The organism is Rheinheimera sp. (genome assembly GCF_037442345.1).
Taxonomy (GTDB): Bacteria; Pseudomonadota; Gammaproteobacteria; order Enterobacterales; family Alteromonadaceae; genus Pararheinheimera.
Genome location: NZ_JBBIQL010000010.1, coordinates 134,395 through 152,968, shown reverse-complemented (window position 1 = coordinate 152,968; position 18,574 = coordinate 134,395). Strand labels below are relative to the sequence as shown.

General features: G+C 54.3%; 16 protein-coding genes. 5 read left to right on the top strand and 11 right to left on the bottom strand.

Annotation, left to right across the window (positions count from 1 at the left end):
• The first annotated feature begins 276 nt into the window (after positions 1 to 276).
• Complete coding sequence (locus tag WKJ04_RS08020) at positions 277 to 732, top strand: very short patch repair endonuclease (RefSeq protein WP_337879954.1); 456 nt, start codon at positions 277 to 279, stop codon at positions 730 to 732.
• On the opposite strand, the gene WKJ04_RS08015 is transcribed toward WKJ04_RS08020, so the two are convergent.
• The 5 genes from WKJ04_RS08015 to WKJ04_RS07995 all read right to left on the bottom strand — a co-directional run bounded on the left by WKJ04_RS08015 (position 689) and on the right by WKJ04_RS07995 (position 8,075).
• Positions 689 to 931, bottom strand: coding sequence for a ribosome alternative rescue factor ArfA (locus WKJ04_RS08015; protein ID WP_337879953.1), 243 nt, complete (start codon positions 929 to 931; stop codon positions 689 to 691). The genes WKJ04_RS08020 and WKJ04_RS08015 overlap by 44 nt on opposite strands.
• A gap of 177 nt (positions 932 to 1,108) precedes the next feature.
• The gene (locus tag WKJ04_RS08010) at positions 1,109 to 1,408 is read right to left on the bottom strand and encodes a type II toxin-antitoxin system RelE/ParE family toxin (protein WP_337879952.1); all 300 of its coding nucleotides are present in this window, start codon (positions 1,406 to 1,408) and stop codon (positions 1,109 to 1,111) included.
• Positions 1,409 to 1,413: 5 nt separating this feature from the next.
• Entirely contained in the window at positions 1,414 to 1,671 is a 258-nt protein-coding gene (locus WKJ04_RS08005) for a type II toxin-antitoxin system ParD family antitoxin (protein WP_337842482.1), read from the bottom strand.
• 134 nt (positions 1,672 to 1,805) lie between these two features.
• The gene (uvrA, locus tag WKJ04_RS08000; protein WP_337879951.1) at positions 1,806 to 4,634 is read right to left on the bottom strand and encodes an excinuclease ABC subunit UvrA; all 2,829 of its coding nucleotides are present in this window, start codon (positions 4,632 to 4,634) and stop codon (positions 1,806 to 1,808) included.
• Positions 4,635 to 4,856: 222 nt separating this feature from the next.
• Positions 4,857 to 8,075: a TonB-dependent receptor gene (locus tag WKJ04_RS07995; protein WP_337879950.1), complete on the bottom strand. Its 3,219-nt coding sequence runs from the start codon at positions 8,073 to 8,075 to the stop codon at positions 4,857 to 4,859.
• A gap of 371 nt (positions 8,076 to 8,446) precedes the next feature.
• Between WKJ04_RS07995 and WKJ04_RS07990 the strand changes: the two genes are divergently transcribed.
• Together WKJ04_RS07990 and ssb are read left to right on the top strand one after the other, a co-directional pair.
• Entirely contained in the window at positions 8,447 to 9,817 is a 1,371-nt protein-coding gene (locus WKJ04_RS07990) for an MFS transporter (protein WP_337879949.1), read from the top strand.
• Positions 9,818 to 9,829: 12 nt separating this feature from the next.
• Positions 9,830 to 10,480 (top strand): single-stranded DNA-binding protein, encoded by a 651-nt coding sequence (ssb, locus tag WKJ04_RS07985; protein WP_337879948.1) that lies wholly within the window; start codon positions 9,830 to 9,832, stop codon positions 10,478 to 10,480.
• A 67-nt stretch (positions 10,481 to 10,547) separates the two neighbouring features.
• Here the strand turns inward: ssb and WKJ04_RS07980 are convergent, their stop codons facing one another.
• Positions 10,548 to 11,495, bottom strand: coding sequence for a DMT family transporter (locus WKJ04_RS07980; protein WP_337879947.1), 948 nt, complete (start codon positions 11,493 to 11,495; stop codon positions 10,548 to 10,550).
• An 89-nt stretch (positions 11,496 to 11,584) separates the two neighbouring features.
• On the opposite strand from WKJ04_RS07980, the gene WKJ04_RS07975 reads away from it, so the two are divergent.
• Positions 11,585 to 12,484 carry a LysR family transcriptional regulator gene (locus tag WKJ04_RS07975; RefSeq protein ID WP_337879946.1) on the top strand — a complete coding sequence of 300 codons (900 nt, stop codon included), beginning with the start codon at positions 11,585 to 11,587 and terminating at the stop codon, positions 12,482 to 12,484.
• A gap of 123 nt (positions 12,485 to 12,607) precedes the next feature.
• The gene (locus tag WKJ04_RS07970) at positions 12,608 to 13,609 is read left to right on the top strand and encodes an alpha/beta hydrolase (RefSeq protein ID WP_337879945.1); all 1,002 of its coding nucleotides are present in this window, start codon (positions 12,608 to 12,610) and stop codon (positions 13,607 to 13,609) included.
• 34 nt (positions 13,610 to 13,643) lie between these two features.
• Here the strand turns inward: WKJ04_RS07970 and WKJ04_RS07965 are convergent, their stop codons facing one another.
• The 5 genes from WKJ04_RS07965 to WKJ04_RS07945 form a co-directional block, all read right to left on the bottom strand.
• Positions 13,644 to 15,242, bottom strand: a complete 1,599-nt coding sequence (locus WKJ04_RS07965) for a methyl-accepting chemotaxis protein (protein WP_337879944.1) — start codon at positions 15,240 to 15,242, stop codon at positions 13,644 to 13,646.
• 45 nt (positions 15,243 to 15,287) lie between these two features.
• On the bottom strand, positions 15,288 to 15,935 hold the full coding sequence (locus tag WKJ04_RS07960; protein ID WP_337879943.1) for a DoxX family protein: 648 nt from the start codon (positions 15,933 to 15,935) through the stop codon (positions 15,288 to 15,290).
• 140 nt (positions 15,936 to 16,075) lie between these two features.
• Positions 16,076 to 17,497, bottom strand: a complete 1,422-nt coding sequence (locus WKJ04_RS07955) for a PepSY domain-containing protein (RefSeq protein WP_337879942.1) — start codon at positions 17,495 to 17,497, stop codon at positions 16,076 to 16,078.
• Between the two features lie 2 nt (positions 17,498 to 17,499).
• Positions 17,500 to 17,841, bottom strand: coding sequence for a hypothetical protein (locus tag WKJ04_RS07950; RefSeq protein WP_337879941.1), 342 nt, complete (start codon positions 17,839 to 17,841; stop codon positions 17,500 to 17,502).
• A gap of 130 nt (positions 17,842 to 17,971) precedes the next feature.
• Positions 17,972 to 18,451 carry a DUF2059 domain-containing protein gene (locus WKJ04_RS07945; protein WP_337879940.1) on the bottom strand — a complete coding sequence of 160 codons (480 nt, stop codon included), beginning with the start codon at positions 18,449 to 18,451 and terminating at the stop codon, positions 17,972 to 17,974.
• Positions 18,452 to 18,574 lie beyond the last annotated feature (123 nt).

Genomic DNA, 18,574 nt, shown 5'->3' with positions numbered 1-18,574 from the left:
ACGAAGAGCGGCCACATGATTCCTTGGGTGATTTAACCCCTTGGGAATATCTGGCCAAAGCAGAGGCGGAAAACTCTAATTTAGGCTGCCACTAATAAAGGGATGTTTACAGTCGCAATCATGGAGTTGCAGCCCTTTCGTGAGTAGGACTGTAAATATTTCCCACCAGCTCAAGTTAACTACCCGCAGAAAACTTGTTCAAAAATCATGCTTTAGCAATATTGAGCCGGTATACACTGAGGCTATTTCCTATTATCCCTGATGGTGGGGTAGTTAATGACAGATGTGCACACGATAGCAGTCAGAAGTAAAAACATGGCGGCAATCAGAGGTTGTGATACTAAACCTGAGATCTGTGTGCGAAAAGCGTTACACCAAGCCGGTTTTCGCTACCGCTTGCATGTTTCAACTCTGCCTGGCAGGCCCGACCTGGTTTTCCCCAAATACAAATCAGTGATTTTTGTTCAGGGTTGTTTCTGGCATATGCATCAATGCGCCATGTTCCACTGGCCAAAAACCAGGGCTGAATGGTGGAAGGCCAAGCTGATGCGCAACAGGGCTCACGACGAATTAGTGCAGGACAAGCTTAGGGAAATGGGCTGGCGGGTTTATGTGGTTTGGGAGTGTGCGCTTCGGGGGAAGAACAGGCTTAGCGCAGAGCAATTGGTAGCGTCTTTTACAGACTGGCTTAACTGTGATTTGCCTTATGGCGAACTGCCAGCGCCTGAGTAGCAGAGCAGCTGATACCACAAACAACAAGGCCGTAATCTTTCGAGTTACGGCCTTTTCTTGAGTAGGACCCTTTGCCCTTTTTCGCTTTTACCACCCGGGTGGTAAAGAGTTTGCTGGTGACGACGGCTTTCAGGGCGTTGTCGGTGATGGTGCCGCGGTCGTGCTGGTGTGCCAGTTGCGGCTGAGCTTGTTTGGCCATAATGCCTCCTTGGTGAAAACTGCGCGCAGTGTAAAGGTTGTTGGTTTTTTCGGCAACTTAGGTTTTGTAAGCAAATAAAAGTGTCATTGTTCCGTTGATTGGCCCGTTTGCGCCCAAAGGCGGGTTAAAGTGCAGGCGCAGGCAGCAGTGAGAGGGCCGCCGGATTTTTGTGTTCAGTTACTTTAAATGACGCCCCGGATCCTGGCGGCGGTGTAATACGCGAATAATCTCAATACGGTTGAACGTAATGCGATAAAACAAGGTGTGGCTTTCGACAGGCAAACTGCGAATGTTAGCTAAAAGTTCTGTGCGTTCCCTGCCAATCAAAGGCTGGAGAGTGATGGTCCAGAGCTGATTTTTGATCTGTTGCAGGTAACTTTCGGATTGCTTCTGTCCCCATTGGCGTAAGCCATACAGGTAAAATTCTTTCAGGTCGGCTTTGGCTGCTGGCGCAAGAACCAGCTGGTACGCAGCCATTAGGGTCAGGCCTGTATATCGTCAAACAGTGCATCCAGTGCAGCTTTTGACTCAAGCACTATGCCTTCGCCTCTATCTAATTGGTCTATTCCCGATTTTAACTGCTCTCTTAGCCGGGCCAGTTTGATTTCGTGGATCCAGTCTTCATGGGTATCCATAAAACGCAGCGCTTCACGAATGACTTCGCTGGCATTGTTGTATAAGCCACTTTCTACCTTGGCTTTTACCCGGGATTCAAGTTCAGGGGTTAATGAAATATGCATACTGGCCTCCAAAGCTGCCTGCTATAAGGCTAGAATTTGATACAAAGATTGTCAATGATTGTATTGGCTGGGCTGAAGAGCAGCGAAAATGCGGGTGGGGTAAACCCCACCCCTACAGGTAGATCAGCAGCAGGTTAAGCCAGCAATGGCTTTAAGTATTTGCCGGTGTAGGATTGCTCGCAGGCGGCCACTTGTTCAGGCGTGCCGGTGATCAGGATTTCACCGCCGCCGCTGCCGCCTTCCGGGCCTAAGTCGATAATCCAGTCGGCGGTTTTAATCACGTCCAAATTATGTTCGATCACCACAATGGTGTTGCCGTGGTCGCGCAGCTTATGCAGCACGTTCAGCAGTTGCTGAATGTCGTAAAAATGCAGGCCTGTGGTGGGTTCGTCCAGAATATAAAGGGTCTGGCCTGTGTCGCGTTTGCTCAGCTCGCGCGCCAGTTTCACCCGCTGCGCTTCACCGCCCGACAAGGTGGTGGCCGACTGGCCGAGTTTGATGTAACTCAGGCCCACGTCCATCAGGGTTTGCAGCTTGCGTGACACCGCCGGAATGCTGTCGAAGAACTCACGGGCGTCTTCCACCGTCATTTCCAGCACTTCGTGAATGCTTTTACCTTTGTATTTTACGTCCAGCGTTTCGCGGTTATAACGTTTGCCTTTACAGACATCACAAGGCACATACACGTCGGGCAGGAAGTGCATTTCTACTTTGATCACGCCGTCGCCCTGGCAGGCTTCGCAGCGGCCGCCTTTCACGTTAAAGCTGAAACGGCCTGGCTGGTAACCACGGGACCGGGCTTCCTGAGTACCGGCAAATAAATCGCGAATTGCGGTAAAAATGCCGGTGTAAGTGGCCGGGTTGGAGCGTGGCGTGCGGCCTATAGGGCTTTGGTCAATGTCGACGCATTTATCAAAATTCTCAAAGCCTTCTACAGCCTGGTGAGGGGCTGGTTCGTCGCCAGCTTCGCCGCCGTTCAACACCTTGTGCGCCACCCGGAATAAGGTGTCGTTAATCAAGGTCGACTTGCCGGAGCCAGACACACCAGTGACGCAGGTCAGCACGCCAAACGGAATATCCACCGTCACGTTTTTCAGGTTATTGCCGCTCGCGCCAACAATTTTCAGGCCTTTACCGGCTTTGCCCTGGTGGCGGGTGGCTGGCACTTCAATTTTACGTACGCCCGACAGGTACTGGCCAGTCAGCGAATCTTTGCTGGCCATAATGTCTTTTAGTGTGCCCTGGGCAACAATTTCGCCGCCATGCACACCGGCGCCCGGGCCTATGTCGATAATATGGTCGGCCGCGCGCACTGCGTCTTCGTCGTGCTCCACCACTATCACAGTGTTGCCTAAATCACGCAGGTGGTTCAGCGTGGCCAGCAGCCGGTCGTTGTCGCGCTGGTGCAAACCAATAGATGGCTCGTCCAGTACGTACATCACGCCAACTAACCCGGCGCCAATCTGGCTGGCTAAACGAATACGCTGGGCTTCACCACCCGACAGGGTTTCGGCGCTACGCGACAGGTTCAGGTAATTCAGGCCCACGTTGACTAAAAACATCAGCCGGTCCTGAATTTCTTTTAATACTTTTTCGGCAATTTTGGCGCGTTGGCCAGTCAACTGTAGCTGTTTAAAGAAGTTCAGGCAGTCGCCAATCGACAGCTCCACCACAGTAGGCAAATTGGTTTTGCCAATAAACACATGGCGGGCTTCTTCGCGCAGTCGTGAGCCATGGCAGCTGGGGCAGGCCTGAGAGGCGAGGTATTTGGACAATTCTTCACGCACCGCCATCGATTCGGTTTCGTGATAACGCCGCTCCATATTGGGCAATATGCCTTCGAACGGGTGTTTGCGTTTAATAATGTCGCCGCGGTCGTTCAGGTAATTAAATTCAATTTCGGTTTTGCCGGTGCCGTTTAAAATCACCTGCTGGTGCTCTTTCTTCAGGCTGCTGAATGGCAGATCCAGCTTAAAGCCATAGTGATCGGCCAGGGATTTCAGCATTTGGTAGTAGTAGAAATTGCGTTTGTCCCAACCACGAATGGCGCCGCCTTCCAGGCTGAGCTCGTCGCTGACAATCACTTTACCAGCTTCAAAATACTGTTTTACGCCTAAACCGTCACAGCTCTGGCAGGCGCCCGCCGGGTTGTTAAACGAGAACAGCCGAGGCTCCAGCTCGGCCATCGAATAGCCGCACGTAGGGCAGGCGAAGTTAGCGGAAAATACCAGCTCTTCGGCGCTTGGGTCGTCCATCGACGCGACTTTGGCAATACCACCCGACAGCTCCAGCGCGGTTTCAAAACTTTCGGCCAGCCGCTGTTTAATGTCGTCGCGCACTTTAATCCGGTCGACCACCACTTCAATGGTGTGCTTTTTATGCAGCTCCAGCTTTGGCGGGTCGGACAAATCACAAATTTCGCCATTAATGCGGGCGCGAATGTAGCCCTGGGCCGCCAAGGTTTCCAGAGTTTTGACGTGTTCGCCTTTGCGTTCCTGCACTACTGGTGCCAGCACCATCAGCTTGGTACCTTCCGGGAAGGACACGACCTTGTCGACCATCTCGGTAATGGTCTGGGCCGTCAGCGGTAAGTCGTGCGTCGGGCAGCGTGGTTCACCCACCCGGGCAAACAGCAACCGCAGGTAGTCGTAAATCTCGGTAATGGTGCCTACCGTAGACCGCGGGTTATGCGAGGTGGATTTTTGTTCAATAGAAATAGCCGGGGACAAGCCTTCAATATGGTCGACGTCAGGTTTTTCCATCAGGCTGAGGAACTGACGGGCATAAGCCGACAGCGATTCCACGTAACGGCGTTGCCCCTCGGCGTAAAGGGTATCAAAAGCCAGAGACGACTTGCCCGACCCGGACAGGCCGGTGATCACCACCAGTTTGTCGCGCGGAATTTGCAGTGAGATATTTTTCAGGTTGTGGGTGCGGGCACCGCGGATATCAATTTTATCCATCGCAAGTCTCTTGGCTGAAGTGGAGTGAGCAGACTGAGGTCAAAGTATGGCTGCGCCGGCTGACTGGATCAGTCTGGTCAGAAAAAAAGCCTGACTACTGTATATAAATACAATTGTTTCAGCAAGCGGGTCGGGCTGGATTTGTGCCTGTGCAGGATAAAAAGAAAACCGCGCAGCCGGGGCTACGCGGTTTGATGCGGGGTAAATTCCGGAGGTCAGTGCTTAGAACACACCACGTACGCTGAGTGCATAACGGCGGTCTGTGGTGAAGCTCAGTGCCTGGGTGCGGTCACCTTGCTGGTTCATCTGGTACTGGGTTTTGGTTTCGGTATTCAGCAGGTTGCTGCCCTCAATACCGACTTTCCAGTTGTCGTTAATGCTGTAGTAGAAGCTGGCGTCCATCATGCCTGAGGCTTCAGCATAAGCCGGTACATACTCTTCCGACTCACGCAGAGTCAGCAGGTACTCAGAGCGCCAGGTATAGGCCAGACGGAATGACACCTTGTCGTACTCGTACATACCAACAATGTTCATATTCTGGTCGGAGTAACCTTGCAGCGGCAGACCACTGAACACCCGGAAGGTATTGCGGTTGTCTGACAACCTGTTGCCGTTTTCATCAAAGCCCAGCGTGCCTTTGGACACTTCGTTCGGGTCTTCCAGGCCGCTCTGGTCGATATAGGTGTAGTTAAACTGCATGCCTAAACCGCGCCATAAACCCGGCAGCATGTCGTAGAACTGCGAGTAGGAAAACTCGGCACCACGCAAAGTACCAGAGCCGGTATTGGCCGGGCCGTAAGCGGACACGTCGTAGGTTTCACCGCCGTAGGTGACGTCCATATCAAAAGCGCGGTTGCGGATAATGTTGTCCAGCTTTTTATGGAACAGGCCCACCGTAATAAAACCAGCTGGGGCAAAGTACCATTCAGTGGTCAGGTCGGCGTTGATCGACTCTTCCGGCTCCAGGTAGGGGTTACCGGCCAGTGCAGAAATTTCGATGTCATCCAGCCCCACCACCGGGTTGTTGGTTTCGTCCTGGTCCATCCCCGGCGTTTGTAAAATGCGGGTGTAGTCTAAATCCAGCAGGCTGATATTACGGGCGTCCACCAGGCTTGGGTAATACAGGCCTTTGGACGCGCCAAAACGCAGTACCACGTCCTCCGACATTTCGAAACTCAGGTTCAGGCTGGGCAGCACTGTGCTGTAGTCGGTGCCGTCTACTGTGCTCAGTTGTGACTCGCCGTTGGCCAGGTCGTAATAGCGTTTGTATTGCGGCTGCTGCATCACAGTATTTAATGAGGTGCCCGGTTCACCACGTTTGGTGGTCAGTGGCTGCACAAAAGCACCGGTCGACTGCAGTTGGTAATTCACATAACGCAGGCCGACGTTACCGACCAGCGGGAACTGCTGGTTTGGCAGTTCAAAGTCACCACGCAGGTAAACTTCGGTGCGTTTTTCGTTGGACGAGCTGATGTTATGCGCCGCAAAAGGCCCTTCCACCCGGTTTGGTTTGTCGGTGTATGGCACATAAGTACCGGTACAAACGCCGCCATTGGCCGCACTTAAGGTGGCATTATGCCAGCCGTCGGCACAACCCTGACGTAAAGAGTCCGCGTAGTTGCGCACTAAATCCATGCGCGGGAACAGGAAGTTATTCACGTTACCCTGCAGCACTTTGCCATTATAGAAGTTAGCGAAGTCCACCCGTTCGAACAGCTCAGGCCGGTTGACAGCAGCGGCTGCATTGCGGTCATTCATGTCCCATGGCGTACCAATGGCAGACCAGCCTTCATAGGCGGTGTCGCGCACTGTCAGGTCTTTGTCTGAGTAGTAGATGCCCGATTTGACGCTGGAAAACACGCCATCCAACTGGTAGCTGACATCAAACTTAAAGCTGTCGGCTTTGGCGGTGTTGTGTTCTTCCTGCTCCATACCACTGCCCAGGAATAAATTCGGCACCGGGCCGTTCCAGTCGTTATTCGGTGACCAGCCTGGGGTCAGAATGTTGTCGCTTAAGAACTCAATAGTCGGACGTTCGCCACGCATATCCAGGTAATAAGGCGACACGGCATGCACATGGTTACCGCGGGTCTGGCCAGACATGCTGTAGTTATGCACGGTTTTTTCCGAGTCGATATGCTGGTAATCGAATTCCAGTTTTAAGCGGTCGCTGGCTTTAATCGCCAGGTTAAAGGAGCTGTCTTCCACCGTATTTTCGTTGTAGTTCCAGCGGCTGCGGTAGAAAAATGGTGTTTCCGGGCTGACGCCCAAAGCCACACCAGAAGTGACATAGCCATTTTCCACTGTCAGTGGGCGGCCAGTGGCGGAATCGTCACGCCAGTTCTGCGACGAGCCCATAAAACCTTTAAAGCCCTGGGCGGCCTGACCAATCTGGCGTTCGTTCCATTCCAGCGACGCATTGGAGTTAATGTGTTCCAGTGTGGCAATAATGGTGTCGTCTTTATTGGCCCACTGTAATGAGCCGGTGAAGCCATCACGTTTACGGTCGTTATCGGCGGTGCTCATATGAATAGCCACAGGCACGTGCCAGACACTGCCTGCAGGCTGGCCAGGTAAGGCCGGGCCGTCAACCGGAGAATCCGGGTCTACCCCTGTGATGCCGCCCCATTGGTCTGTGGTCGGAATAAAAGAGTCGCCGCGGGAATGGAAGTTACCCAAACCAACGCCGTCCCCACGGGTACGGTATTCGGAATGAGAGCCCGCCAGCAAAATACCAAAGCGGCCTGAGTTCACTTCCCACTGGTCTGAATACAGCGCATTAAAAGACGGGGTGGTGTCTTCACGGAAATCGCCGTAGTTGGCTTTGCCACCAAAGGCGATGACTCGTTTGTCGGAATCAAAGGGCTTGCGGGTGATCAGGTTGACGGTACCGGCTATGCCGCCTGAGGTGAGGTCTGCTGTCTGGTTTTTGACGACTTCCACTGCACCCAAGAGTTCGGCCGGAAAATCTTCGTAGCTCAGGCCACCCCATGGGTTGGCGCTGAAGGCGTCACGGCCGTTCACTTCCGAGCGCACCCGGTCTAAACCCCGTACCAGCACACCCGTACCTTCATCGGCATAGTGTTTCGGGTCGTCGGACGATGCGAAACGTTCAATGGTCACGCCTGGCACCCGCTGCAGTGCTTCGGTGACAGATTTGTCGGGCAGCGCACCAATGTCGGTGGCGGTGATCACATCTTTGACCGTGTCGGCATAACGCTTCAGATCCTGCGCCGACATAATACTGCCACGAATGCCTTTTACTTCAATAACTTCCATCTGCTCACCTTTTTCTTTAGTGGTGACAGCGTTGTCATTTTCCGGCAAATTTTGTGCAGCCGCAACCAATGGGCACAGCCCCAAGAAAGCGGCAGAAACAGCCAGGCTGAGCCTGGTGCGTTGAATGCGGTGTTTGTTGCTATAGCTGTGTAATTCAGACATGGTTTGATCTCATTTCTTGTTGTGTAACCCATTCTGCTTTGCCGGCAGCGCAACTACTGACAAAGCCACTTTATGGTGCTCTTGTTCATCCTGGTGAAACCCGACATCACTACCAAATAAGTCAAGGTCTGATGTTACTTTGTACCATGGCGATGAATAAGTAAACATTATTTGGTGAAAAAACAGCTCTTTATAATTAATTATTATACTTTTTGAATTTTTTATTTCATTGATTGTTGTTACCCAGTAACACCAAACATTCGGCACTGTGGTGGACCACTCAGCTGTGCTAGAATCGCCACCTCGTTGGTGGGCGTGAAACTCTGAGTTCAGGCCCTGAAATCCTGTCTGTCCTTTGAGATTTTGTGCTGATGCAACATTTAACCGCTGTCGAGCGGCGTGCCGCAATTTCGCTGGCACTGGTTTTTGCCTTCAGGATGTTAGGTTTATTTATGCTGATCCCGGTGTTTGCTATTTTTGGCAACCATCTGGCTGGCTTTTCATCGTTATGGATTGGGTTAGCCATAGGCGCCTATGGCCTGACGCAGGCGGTGCTGCAAATTCCGATGGGTTGGGCTTCAGACCGTTTTGGCCGCAAACCAGTGATGTTTGCCGGTTTAAGCCTGTTTGTGCTCGGCTCTGTGGTCGCGGCTTTGTCTGACTCCGTATATGGCGTGACTGCTGGCCGGGTGCTGCAAGGCATGGGGGCGATTTCCGGCGCAGTGCTGGCACTGGCCTCTGATCTGACCCGTGAAGAACAGCGCCCCAAAGTGATGGCCGTGATCGGGATGACCATAGGTCTGTCCTTTGCGGTCGCTATGGTGGCAGGGCCTGCTATTGCCGCAGTGGCCGGTTTAAGTGGCATTTTCTGGTTTACCGCTGGTATAGCCCTGTTTGGTATTTTGCTGGTCTGGAAAGTGGTTCCGGATGCCTCGCATAAAGTGGCAGGTGCAGAAACTCTGGCCACACCGGGCAAAATTGCCAGCCTGTTCAGCCACCCGCAATTGCTGCGGCTGAATTTGGGCGTGCTGGTGTTGCACCTGTTGTTAACCGCAATCTTTGTGGTGTTGCCTCCTTTACTGGAGCAACAGCAATTTTTATCGGCAACGCACTGGCAGCTGTATTTACCGGTGATCCTGCTGGCCTTTGTCGCTATGGTGCCACTGATGATTTTGGCCAGCCGAAAGCAACAGGAAAAACGCTACTTTTTGCTGGCCATTGGCCTGCTTATTGTTAGTTTTGTGTTAATTTTAAGCAATCAGCAGTTGTGGTGCATTGCGCTGGCGCTGTTGTTGTTTTTTACCGGCTTCAATTATCTGGAAGCCAGTATGCCTGCTTTGTTGTCGCGTATTGCACCTGCCGGTTTGAAAGGCACGGCCATGGGCACTTATGCCAGTGCGCAATTTTTTGGTGCCTTTTTAGGCGGTCTGTCCGGCGGCTGGATTTCTGGTGCATTGGGCAGCGAAAGCCTGTTTGTTTTCCTCGCGCTGATTGGTTTAATATGGCTGGTCTGTGCCAGTAGCATGACAGTGCCAGAGCGTTCGCAACGCTTATCCCTGCCCGTGAATGTGGCCAATCAGGCCGCTGCCGATGCGTTGGCGGCGCGCTTATGTCACCTGCCTGGAGTGCAGGAAGCCACCGTGCTGGTGGCAGAACAACGCTGTTATCTGAAAGTGGGTCAGCAGAATTTTAATCTGGCCGAGGCACAGTCTTTGGTTGCCGGCGGCAGCCGCGAAAGTTGAGGAGAAAGTCGCATGGCTCGTGGAATTAATAAAGTAATACTGATCGGTAACTTGGGTGCCGACCCGGAAGTCCGTTATATGCCAACAGGTGGCGCAGTGGCCAATATTACTGTGGCCACCAGCGAAAGCTGGACGGACAAAGCCACCAACGAAAAGAAAGAACAAACCGAGTGGCACCGCGTGGTGATTTATCAGCGTTTGGCTGAAATTGCCGGTGAATACCTGCGTAAAGGCAGCAAAGTTTATATCGAAGGCAAACTGCGTACCCGCAAGTGGCAGGATCAACAAGGTGTTGAGCGTTTCACTACCGAGATTATTGCCAACGAACTGCAAATGTTAGACGGCCGTGGTGATGGTCAGGGTGCCAGCATGGGCGGCGGGCAAATGGGCGGCGCTAACCAAGGGGGTGGCCAGGGCGGCTACCAGCAGGCTCCGGCTGCACCACAACAACGTATGCCGCAACAACAGGCTCCGGCACAAAGTGGTTTCCAGCCACAACAACAACCGCAGAACCAGGGTTTCCAGCAACGTCCGGCTCAGGGTGGTTTTAACCAGCCACAGGGCAACTTCGGTGGTCAGCAAGGTGGTTTTAACCAGTCAGCGCCACAACAACGTGCGCCGATGGAACCTCCAATTGACTTTGATGACGATATTCCGTTCTGATAAAGCGTTGGTGTAAAAAGTAAAAAGCCCTGTATCGACAGGGCTTTTTATTTGCAGGCAGAAAATTTCAGGCACCACAGTTCAGCAGTTTAGGTTTGGGCCTCAACCAGTTGTACAGCTGCGGCAGCATCAGGGCCAACAACACTATGGCCATACCGGCAGCCTGGATCAGGCTGACCTGCTGACCCAGCAGCAGGGCGGTAAGTGCAGCGAATACCGGAATTAAATTAAAAAACAGCGAGGCCGTGGCTGAGCCCAGTTTTTGCACACCTTGTAAGAAAAACAGGTAGGCGAGCACGGTTCCAACCACTCCTATATACAGCATTGACACCAGGCCAGACAGCGGCAGCTGCAACAGTTCGTCCAGCGGGTGCACATCACCTTGCCAGCGGCTGGCCAGCAGAATAAACAGGTCGCCGGCCAGCATACTGATTAGGGTAAAAGGCACCACAGGCAACCAGCGGGTGGCTTGTTGTGATGCAGTGGCATACGCCGACCACAGCAGCATGGCGGCAATAATGGTCAGGTCGCCCTGATTGAACTCAAACTGTTGCAGGGTTTGCAGCTGGCCCTTGCTGATCACCAGCAATACACCGCCGAGGCCCAGCGCCAGGCTGACACTTTGCATAGAGCTCAGCCAGCGGCGGGACAACAGCGCCACCATCAGTGCAGTCACCAGCGGGCTTAAGGCCATCACCAGCGCGCCATTGGTGGCCGCAGTGTGTTTTACGCCGCTGAACAGCAGCAGGTTAAAACCGCCCACGCCCACCAGACTGATGCTGATCAGCCACAGGTATTGCCGCCAGGACAACCGCGGCCAGGGCGCAGGGTGGCGGCGCATATGTACGGGCAAATACAGCACTAAACACAAGGCAGCAATAGTGAAGCGCCAGACCACCAGCGAATGCGCTGACATGTGCTCCAGCACCAGTTTTGAAAGTGGAAACACGCTGCCCCAGCCAAAGATGCTGAAAAGGAGCAGAACTATGGTTTGTCTCGAGGTTGAAGTAGTCATCGCATTGCGTTCCTGTAGTGAGCTGGCCTACAGTGTATTGGTTTCATAAATCATATAAACCTCAATTAACGGCAGGTTAAATTCCATATATGCAACTTAAGTACTCACTGGATGACTTGCGGTTGTTTTGGCTGGTGGCGCAGGCAGGCAGTTTCCGTGCCGCAGCCGAACAACTGGCCATGCCGCCTTCTACCTTAAGCCGCCGGATTAATGCGTTAGAACAATCGCTGGGTTTACGCCTGCTGCACAGAGACGCACACCGCATCAGTCTGACCGGCACGGGTCAGCAGTATCTGGCGCGTTGTGGGCCTTTGTTTCATGAGTTGCAGGATATTGCCGGTGATATGCAGGCGGACAAACAGCAACCTGTGGGTCTGATCCGGCTGACTGCGCCGGCCAATACCATGCACCGCTGGCTGGCCGCTGCATTGCAGCAGTTTCAGCTGATGCATCCGAAAATTGAACTGGATATTCGCCTGTCCAACTGGGTGTTGGATGTTGGCGAACATGCCATTGATCTGGCGATCCGCGTTGGTGAACCCAAACTGCAGGGGTGGATAGCCCGGCCACTGACCTTGGTACAGTCGGTGCTCTGCGCCAGCAGCTGCCAGTCGCACTGGCGGCAGATCACGCATCCGGCTGAGCTGGTGGATTACCCTCTGGTCATTAGCAATCCGGTGCGCCAGTGGCGCTTAACCCATCAGGGCAGTGGAGAATTGTTTGAATACCGGCCTCAGGGCAATATCCGGCTGGCAGTGGACGATTTGAATAGTGCCCAGCAGGCCATAGAGGCCGGTATTGGCATCGGATACTTGCCGCAGCGGGTGGTCGAAGAGCAAATCAGCCGTGGGCTGTTGCTGCCGGTGGCGCCGGACTGGCGTGGGCCATTGCGCCACACCTACCTGCTGTACCGTGACCGGGACAACCAGCCGCTGCGGCTGCGGTTGTTAATCGAACATCTGTTGGCGGTGGCTCCGCCAGAATATTAGGTCCTGAAGCGCCATAGTGCAGGCTAATCGGGTTAAGCCGTTGAACCAATTGCTCACTAAAACCTCTGCATTCAGAGGTTTTAGTTGAGCAGGCTGCGCCTGTTTTTGTCTTAAGGAGCATTGATGAAAATTCCACTCTTCAGTCTGTTGATGGCTGGCCTGGCGGCTTTGACAGTGCAGGCCGATGAGCCTGTGTACGGCCCAAGGCTGGAAGGCTTTGATTACCCTTACCCCGTGCAGTATTTCCGGCTGAACAGCCAGCAACAGGCCCTGGAAATGGCCTATCTGGATGTGCCGGCTGTTCAGCCAAACGGCAAAACCGTGGTGTTGCTGCATGGCAAAAATTTCTGTGCGGCCACCTGGGAGGGTAGCATTAAGGCGCTGACAACAGCGGGTTACCGGGTGATAGCGCCGGACCAGATCGGTTTTTGTAAATCCAGTAAACCGGCGCAGTATCAGTTCAGTTTTCAGCAGCTGGCGGCCAACACCAAAGCCTTGTTAGACCAGCTGCAAGTCCGGCAGGCCGCTGTGCTGGGTCATTCAATGGGCGGCATGCTGGCCAGCCGTTTTGCTTTGTTATACCCCGGAACCACAGAGCAGCTGGTGTTGATCAACCCCATAGGGCTGGAGGACTGGAAAGCGCTGGGGGTGCCGTACCGGACCGTCGACCAGTGGTATCAGCGTGATTTGGCGACCTCCGCAGCCGGTATCCGCCAGTACCAGCAAAGCACTTATTATGGCGGGCAATGGCGGCCGGAATTTGACCGCTGGGTGCAAATGCAGGCGGGTATGTACCTGGGCGATGGCAAACAACAGGTGGCCTGGAACTCGGCGCTGACCGCAGACATGATCTTCACCCAGCCGGTGCTTTATGAGTTCGGTCAGTTGCACATGCCCGTCACGTTGATGATTGGTGAGCTGGACAACACTGCAATAGGCAAAGACGCTGCACCCGACGCGCTGAAAGCTAAGCTGGGCAACTACGCCAGCCTGGGGCCGGCCACGCTGAAGCTGTTACCCAAAGGCCGTTTAATCCGCTTTGAGGATTTAGGCCATTCGCCGCACATTCAGGCACCGGAGCGGTTTCACCCACAGTTGTTGCAGGCGCTCAGTACCCGCTTCTGAAGCAGCAGCGCTGCGGCTGAAACCGGTTGCAGCGCTAATGTTTAAACAAGTCAGCGGTTTGTCGAAGTTGCCCCGCCAATGCGGTCAGCGCCTGGCTGGTATTGGCGACATTTTGGTTGGCAGAGGACACCGAACTGCCAAGCTGTTCAAACGCCAGGATGTCCTGTTGCAGTTCCTGAGTCATCTGCTGTGAATGACCCGCCAGCTCGGCGGCCTGTTGGCTGACCGAAGCTAAATCCAGAATAATCTGGCGACCGCCTTCCAGGGTGTGCACCAGATTGGTCGCCAGCTCCACCGAACGTTGGGCCGTTTCCCTGTTGGACTGCATATTCGCCACGGCCCCTTGTATCGAGCTGACAATATTGGCCAGCATGCTGTTGATTTCCGTGGTGGATTGCTGAGTACGAACGGCCAGGGTGCGCACTTCGTCGGCTACCACAGCAAAACCCCGGCCCGACTCGCCGGCGCGGGCGGCTTCGATGGCAGCATTTAAGGCTAACAGATTGGTCTGAGAGGCAATTTCGGCAATGGTATTCACCACTGAGCTCACCTGGTCTCCGGTCGATTGCAGGGTTAGCAGCATCTGCGCTGTGGCTTCAATATCGCTGGACAACTGACTGATGCTGCTGGAGGTATCAAGCACGGCCTTTTGACTCTGAGACATCGAATCGGCACCGGCTTTGGCGGCTTCTGCGGCGTGGCTTGACCGGCTGACACTCTGTTCCATCTGCTGCTCGAGCTGCGTCATCGCCTGCACCAGCAACTGCAGCTTTTGTTGCAGTTCAGTAACAGACCCGGAGGATTGTTGGCTGCTGCCTGCCAGTGTTCCAACCGCCTGATGAATACCTGAAATGGCCTGATACATTTCGGCAATGCCTTGCTGAAACACCCGCAGTAACTGGTTCACACTGGCCGCCACGTGAATGACTTCAGCCGCTCCGTCGGAGTGCAGCTTGTGGGTCAGATCGCGACTGGCGGCAATTTGGCCGAGACGGGCAGACAGCTGCACTATAGGGCTGGCTACCTGCTTTTGTGCCAGCAGTAAAAAGCCAATGGCGACCAGCAGGATCAGTAACAACAGGACCGCGACCGTCAGTGTATTCGTCGACAGGGTGTCGCTGATGCTCAGCGTTTTCCCCCGGGCTTGCTCCGTAATGCGGTCCGCCAGCGCATCTGCGGCCCGATTAAATTCAGTGGCGCTTTGATTGATGCGGGCCAGCTGCTCCCTTGCCTGATCCCAGTCAACCTGACTGACCTGCATCAGTCTGCTCAGTTCAGACAAGGCCTGGCTTAATGCCTGAAACCTGCTGCTGGCCTCATTGCTTTGGTAAGGGGTCAGACTGGACAGCTGCTTTTGAATACCTGCATCCAGCGTCTGCTGGGTCTGGCCAAACTGCTGAGCTGTGATGGTGGTGCCATACAACTCGTAGCCGGTGAGCACCAGTTGTTTGGCAGCGCTTTGCATGCTGTTTACCCTATGCAAGGCGGGCAGCGACTCATCGACAAAGCTCCCAACCTGATGGCTGAGGTGGCGGTTGCTGCTGATCAGTAAAACAGCGGCAATCAGGGTAACCAACAAAATGGCGGCATAACCAATAAAGATCCGGCTTTTAATCGAAGCTGACTGTTGCAAAGCACACCTTCCTCTGTTTGAACTCAATGACGTGATGACTATAGCTTACGAAAACTGACTTTCTGTCTGTGGGCACCATCGCCGTTTCAGCCAATAGTCACAACTCAGGTAACGGCCGCCGCCTGTGCACAACAACGACAGCAGCATCAGCAGGTAAGTGGCAGCAAACTCGATGCCGTTGTTGAGGATGACCAGGCTGCCGCTGCTGGTCAGCCAGTCGTAGTCTGCATGTTGTTGCAAAATGGCTTTGGCGGCTGCCAGTTTTTCCTGCGCCGCCTGCACTCGCTCGTCATGCAACAAGGTACCATCGGCCAGCCAGCTGGAGTTGTCGGCAATGGCCAGCCAGCCATTGGGCCAGTGCACTGAAAAAATCGCCGTCAGCATAGTTGCAATCAACGGCAGGCAAACCAGCCGGGTGGCGAGCCCGACCAACAGCAAAGCGCCACCCAGCAGTTCGGCCGCAATAGCCAGAGTCGCCAGCAGCACAGGCGCTGGCAAACCCAGCCCCCAATCCGGATTGGCAAACCAGGCCACTGTGCTGTCAAAGGCCTGGTATTTATTCCAACCCGCCTGGATCAGCACTGGGGCCAGATACAAACGTAATAACAAGGCCGGAACCCCACTGAAGGACGTGAGTGCAGTGGTAAAACGCTGGTACTGTGACAAGGCGGAATGGAGCAAGGCAGAACGCATAAAAAACCTCAGAGTACAGAGCCAATAAACTATCCGTTATGCAGACCAGACTGAGGTGCAAAAACTTTCGCATGGCGTTGCATAAAAACTAGTCAGGCGGCTGAAAAAAACAACCCTGAAAGGTCGGCAGGCCCCGGCGTTTAGCTGACTGCCGGGCCTGGTTTTCGTACCAGCAGCCAGTCCAGCAGCAGAATGAGCACTATCGAGGCGCCTGCCAGCGGGAACAGTAAACCCAGCACTACCACCAGCCAGGCCACTGTTTTCAGCTGCGAAGTGGCGGGTTTGCGTGGTGCCGCCAGGCGGCCGGGCGGGCGGCGTTTCCACCACATCACAGGGCCGCTGATGGCCATGACCAGCCCACCCAGACATCCCAGCAGCATCAGCAACTGATTCGCCAGGCCAAAATAATTGCCCATATGCAGCTGTACACCCAGTTCCACTGCCTTGGCGGCGACGCCATAGTCGGCATAGCGGACATCGCCTAAAACTGCACCGCTGTATTGGTCCAGATGCACAGTGCGCTGGCCCTGCGGCTGATTCGGATAGGTGTAGGCGGTGTACACCCCCTGGGCGTCTTTGGGTAAAAACATCCGGTAGGCCGGGTTCAGGCCCAGTTCGGCCAGTCGTGCCACGGCCCCATCAATACCGATGCCGGAGCGCAGGCGCTGTGCTGACGCGCCCTGGCCAGCACCCTGATGCATCGCATGGTTATCTGACACTGGCATTGGCTGCTTCTCCAGCGTCCAGGGCACAGTGCCGAGCTGCTGTTTTAATGTCGCCTCAGCAGCCTGTGGGCTGGATTCTGACACAACACTCTGGGGTCTGGCACCATGCGAGCGGTGGTAAGCCGGGTAACCCAGTCCGGCCATATCTGTTGTGGCCCGGAACAGGTCACCCCAGACGTTGGCCCAGGGCAGGCCGGTCAGGATCAGAAAGCCCAGCAGCAGGGCGGACCAAACACCTGTAACCCCATGCCAGCTGCGCCAGGCGGCGCGGCCGCGGGCACTCAGCGAGGGTATAAAAAGCCGCAGCCACTGGCCGCTTTGCCGTGGCCACCAGAGATAGAGCCCGGTGATCAGCAAAATAAAGCTCCAGCAGGCCATCAGCTCCACCAGGCTGTCGCCAAATTCGCCCAGCAGTAACGAGCCGTGGGCGACGTCGGCAAAACCGACCAGAGTTTCGGTAGGCACCTGCGAGCCCAAGGCCTGAGCTGTGCCTGGGTCGACATACACTTTGCGCACTTCACCTTCTGCGGTGGTAATAAAGACTTTGGCGCTGCGGCCGGGTGCTGTGGGTTGATCCAGCCTGGTCGCGGTTGCCCCCGGAAAAGGGCTGAGAGCTGCCTCAATCAGCTGGCTGGCCGGCAATGCAGGCAACTGGGTGGCCACAAAACGTTGTTCCGGGTAAAGCCAGTCATCAATCTCGTCATTAAACAAGTAGATAGCGCCTGTGACTGACAGGATCAGCAAAAAAGGCGCTACGATCAGGCCAGCATAAAAATGCCAGCGCCAGACGCTTTGGTAAAAATGGCCAACGCGGCCTTGGGATTCGTGGTTGCTCATCGTCAGAAACTGCGGTTGAAGGTGAAGTCGACACGGCGCGGCGCGCCCAGATACAACTGGGTGGGGCCATACCCAGACCAGTTGGCGTAAAGCTTATCGGTCAGGTTGCGGCCTCTTAACGTAAAACGGCCCAGGCTGCTTTGCCAGATCAATTGAGCGTCCAGTAGGGTGTGGCCTGCCACCTGGTCACTGTTGGCGTTGTTGGTATAACAATCCCCGCTGTGACGCACTGTCAGCCACTGCGAGCCGAGCGCTGTACCGCAAACCAGGCTGAGAGTGGTGCGCAGCAATACTGTTGTGTTGACGGAATGGTGGGGTGAACAGGCAGCAGGCATCGACCTCATCTCAGCAGTCAGTGGTACAGCGCAAGCTGTACCAAAAAATGCTAAGTTAGTGTCCGGACTGAAGTTTGTCGATGCGACATAGTGTCGCAGCAGAGGGTAAAAAGGGGAGCCGTGGCTCCCCGGGCTGAACTTACTGTGCGGTCTGCGCAGCGCGTTCTTTGGCTTGTTTTTCTGCCAGAGCGGTAATTTTTGGCATCATATTCTGCATCAGCGTTTGCATCATCTGCATCGATTGTTGCACCAGTTCAGGCTGGCGTTTCACCAGCTTCTGGCCCGCCTCTGACTGATAAAAGCTCAGGATACTCTGCATTTCGTCTTCGCTGAACACCTGGGTGTAAATCCCGATAATGGGTTCTTCCAGTTGTTGCCAGGACATTTCAGTGCGCAGCAATTGCTGCATTTCACGCAGATGCTTCTGGCTTAACGCATCATTCGCGTTGGCTTGTTTGGGAAGTGCCATTTGCTCCATCTGGGCATAGGCATAATCCAGCATTGCCGGCGCATCTGTCGCTTTCAGTACTTGCTCAATGGTTTCACGTTTGGCGGGCTCGGCCTGGCTGAAAAAACTGCAGCAGACTAAAGCGGTCAGGGCCATAAGTTTCAATTTCATAGGTTGCCTCCTTGCTGATTGGCCCCCAAAGGGTGTCTGCTTTTGGGGGAGTTGTCAAAAAAATGTTTAAAAGTTTTATCGTTGTTGTAATGCGGCAAAGCAGGCTGCTTTCACTTGGCAGGT

Excerpts from the sequence above, each read along its gene's own strand:
- WKJ04_RS07945 (WP_337879940.1), bottom strand. The coding sequence starts at position 18,451 with ATGAAATTGAAACTTATGGCCCTGACCGCTTTAGTCTGCTGCAGTTTT.
- WKJ04_RS08010 (WP_337879952.1), bottom strand. The coding sequence starts at position 1,408 with ATGGCTGCGTACCAGCTGGTTCTTGCGCCAGCAGCCAAAGCCGACCTG.
- WKJ04_RS08020 (WP_337879954.1), top strand. The coding sequence starts at position 277 with ATGACAGATGTGCACACGATAGCAGTCAGAAGTAAAAACATGGCGGCA.
- uvrA (WP_337879951.1), bottom strand. The coding sequence starts at position 4,634 with ATGGATAAAATTGATATCCGCGGTGCCCGCACCCACAACCTGAAAAAT.
- WKJ04_RS07970 (WP_337879945.1), top strand. The coding sequence starts at position 12,608 with ATGAAAATTCCACTCTTCAGTCTGTTGATGGCTGGCCTGGCGGCTTTG.
- WKJ04_RS07975 (WP_337879946.1), top strand. The coding sequence starts at position 11,585 with ATGCAACTTAAGTACTCACTGGATGACTTGCGGTTGTTTTGGCTGGTG.
- WKJ04_RS07960 (WP_337879943.1), bottom strand. The coding sequence starts at position 15,935 with ATGCGTTCTGCCTTGCTCCATTCCGCCTTGTCACAGTACCAGCGTTTT.
- WKJ04_RS07995 (WP_337879950.1), bottom strand. The coding sequence starts at position 8,075 with ATGTCTGAATTACACAGCTATAGCAACAAACACCGCATTCAACGCACC.
- WKJ04_RS07990 (WP_337879949.1), top strand. The coding sequence starts at position 8,447 with ATGCAACATTTAACCGCTGTCGAGCGGCGTGCCGCAATTTCGCTGGCA.
- WKJ04_RS07950 (WP_337879941.1), bottom strand. The coding sequence starts at position 17,841 with ATGAGGTCGATGCCTGCTGCCTGTTCACCCCACCATTCCGTCAACACA.
- ssb (WP_337879948.1), top strand. The coding sequence starts at position 9,830 with ATGGCTCGTGGAATTAATAAAGTAATACTGATCGGTAACTTGGGTGCC.
- WKJ04_RS08015 (WP_337879953.1), bottom strand. The coding sequence starts at position 931 with ATGGCCAAACAAGCTCAGCCGCAACTGGCACACCAGCACGACCGCGGC.
- WKJ04_RS08005 (WP_337842482.1), bottom strand. The coding sequence starts at position 1,671 with ATGCATATTTCATTAACCCCTGAACTTGAATCCCGGGTAAAAGCCAAG.
- WKJ04_RS07980 (WP_337879947.1), bottom strand. The coding sequence starts at position 11,495 with ATGACTACTTCAACCTCGAGACAAACCATAGTTCTGCTCCTTTTCAGC.
- WKJ04_RS07955 (WP_337879942.1), bottom strand. The coding sequence starts at position 17,497 with ATGAGCAACCACGAATCCCAAGGCCGCGTTGGCCATTTTTACCAAAGC.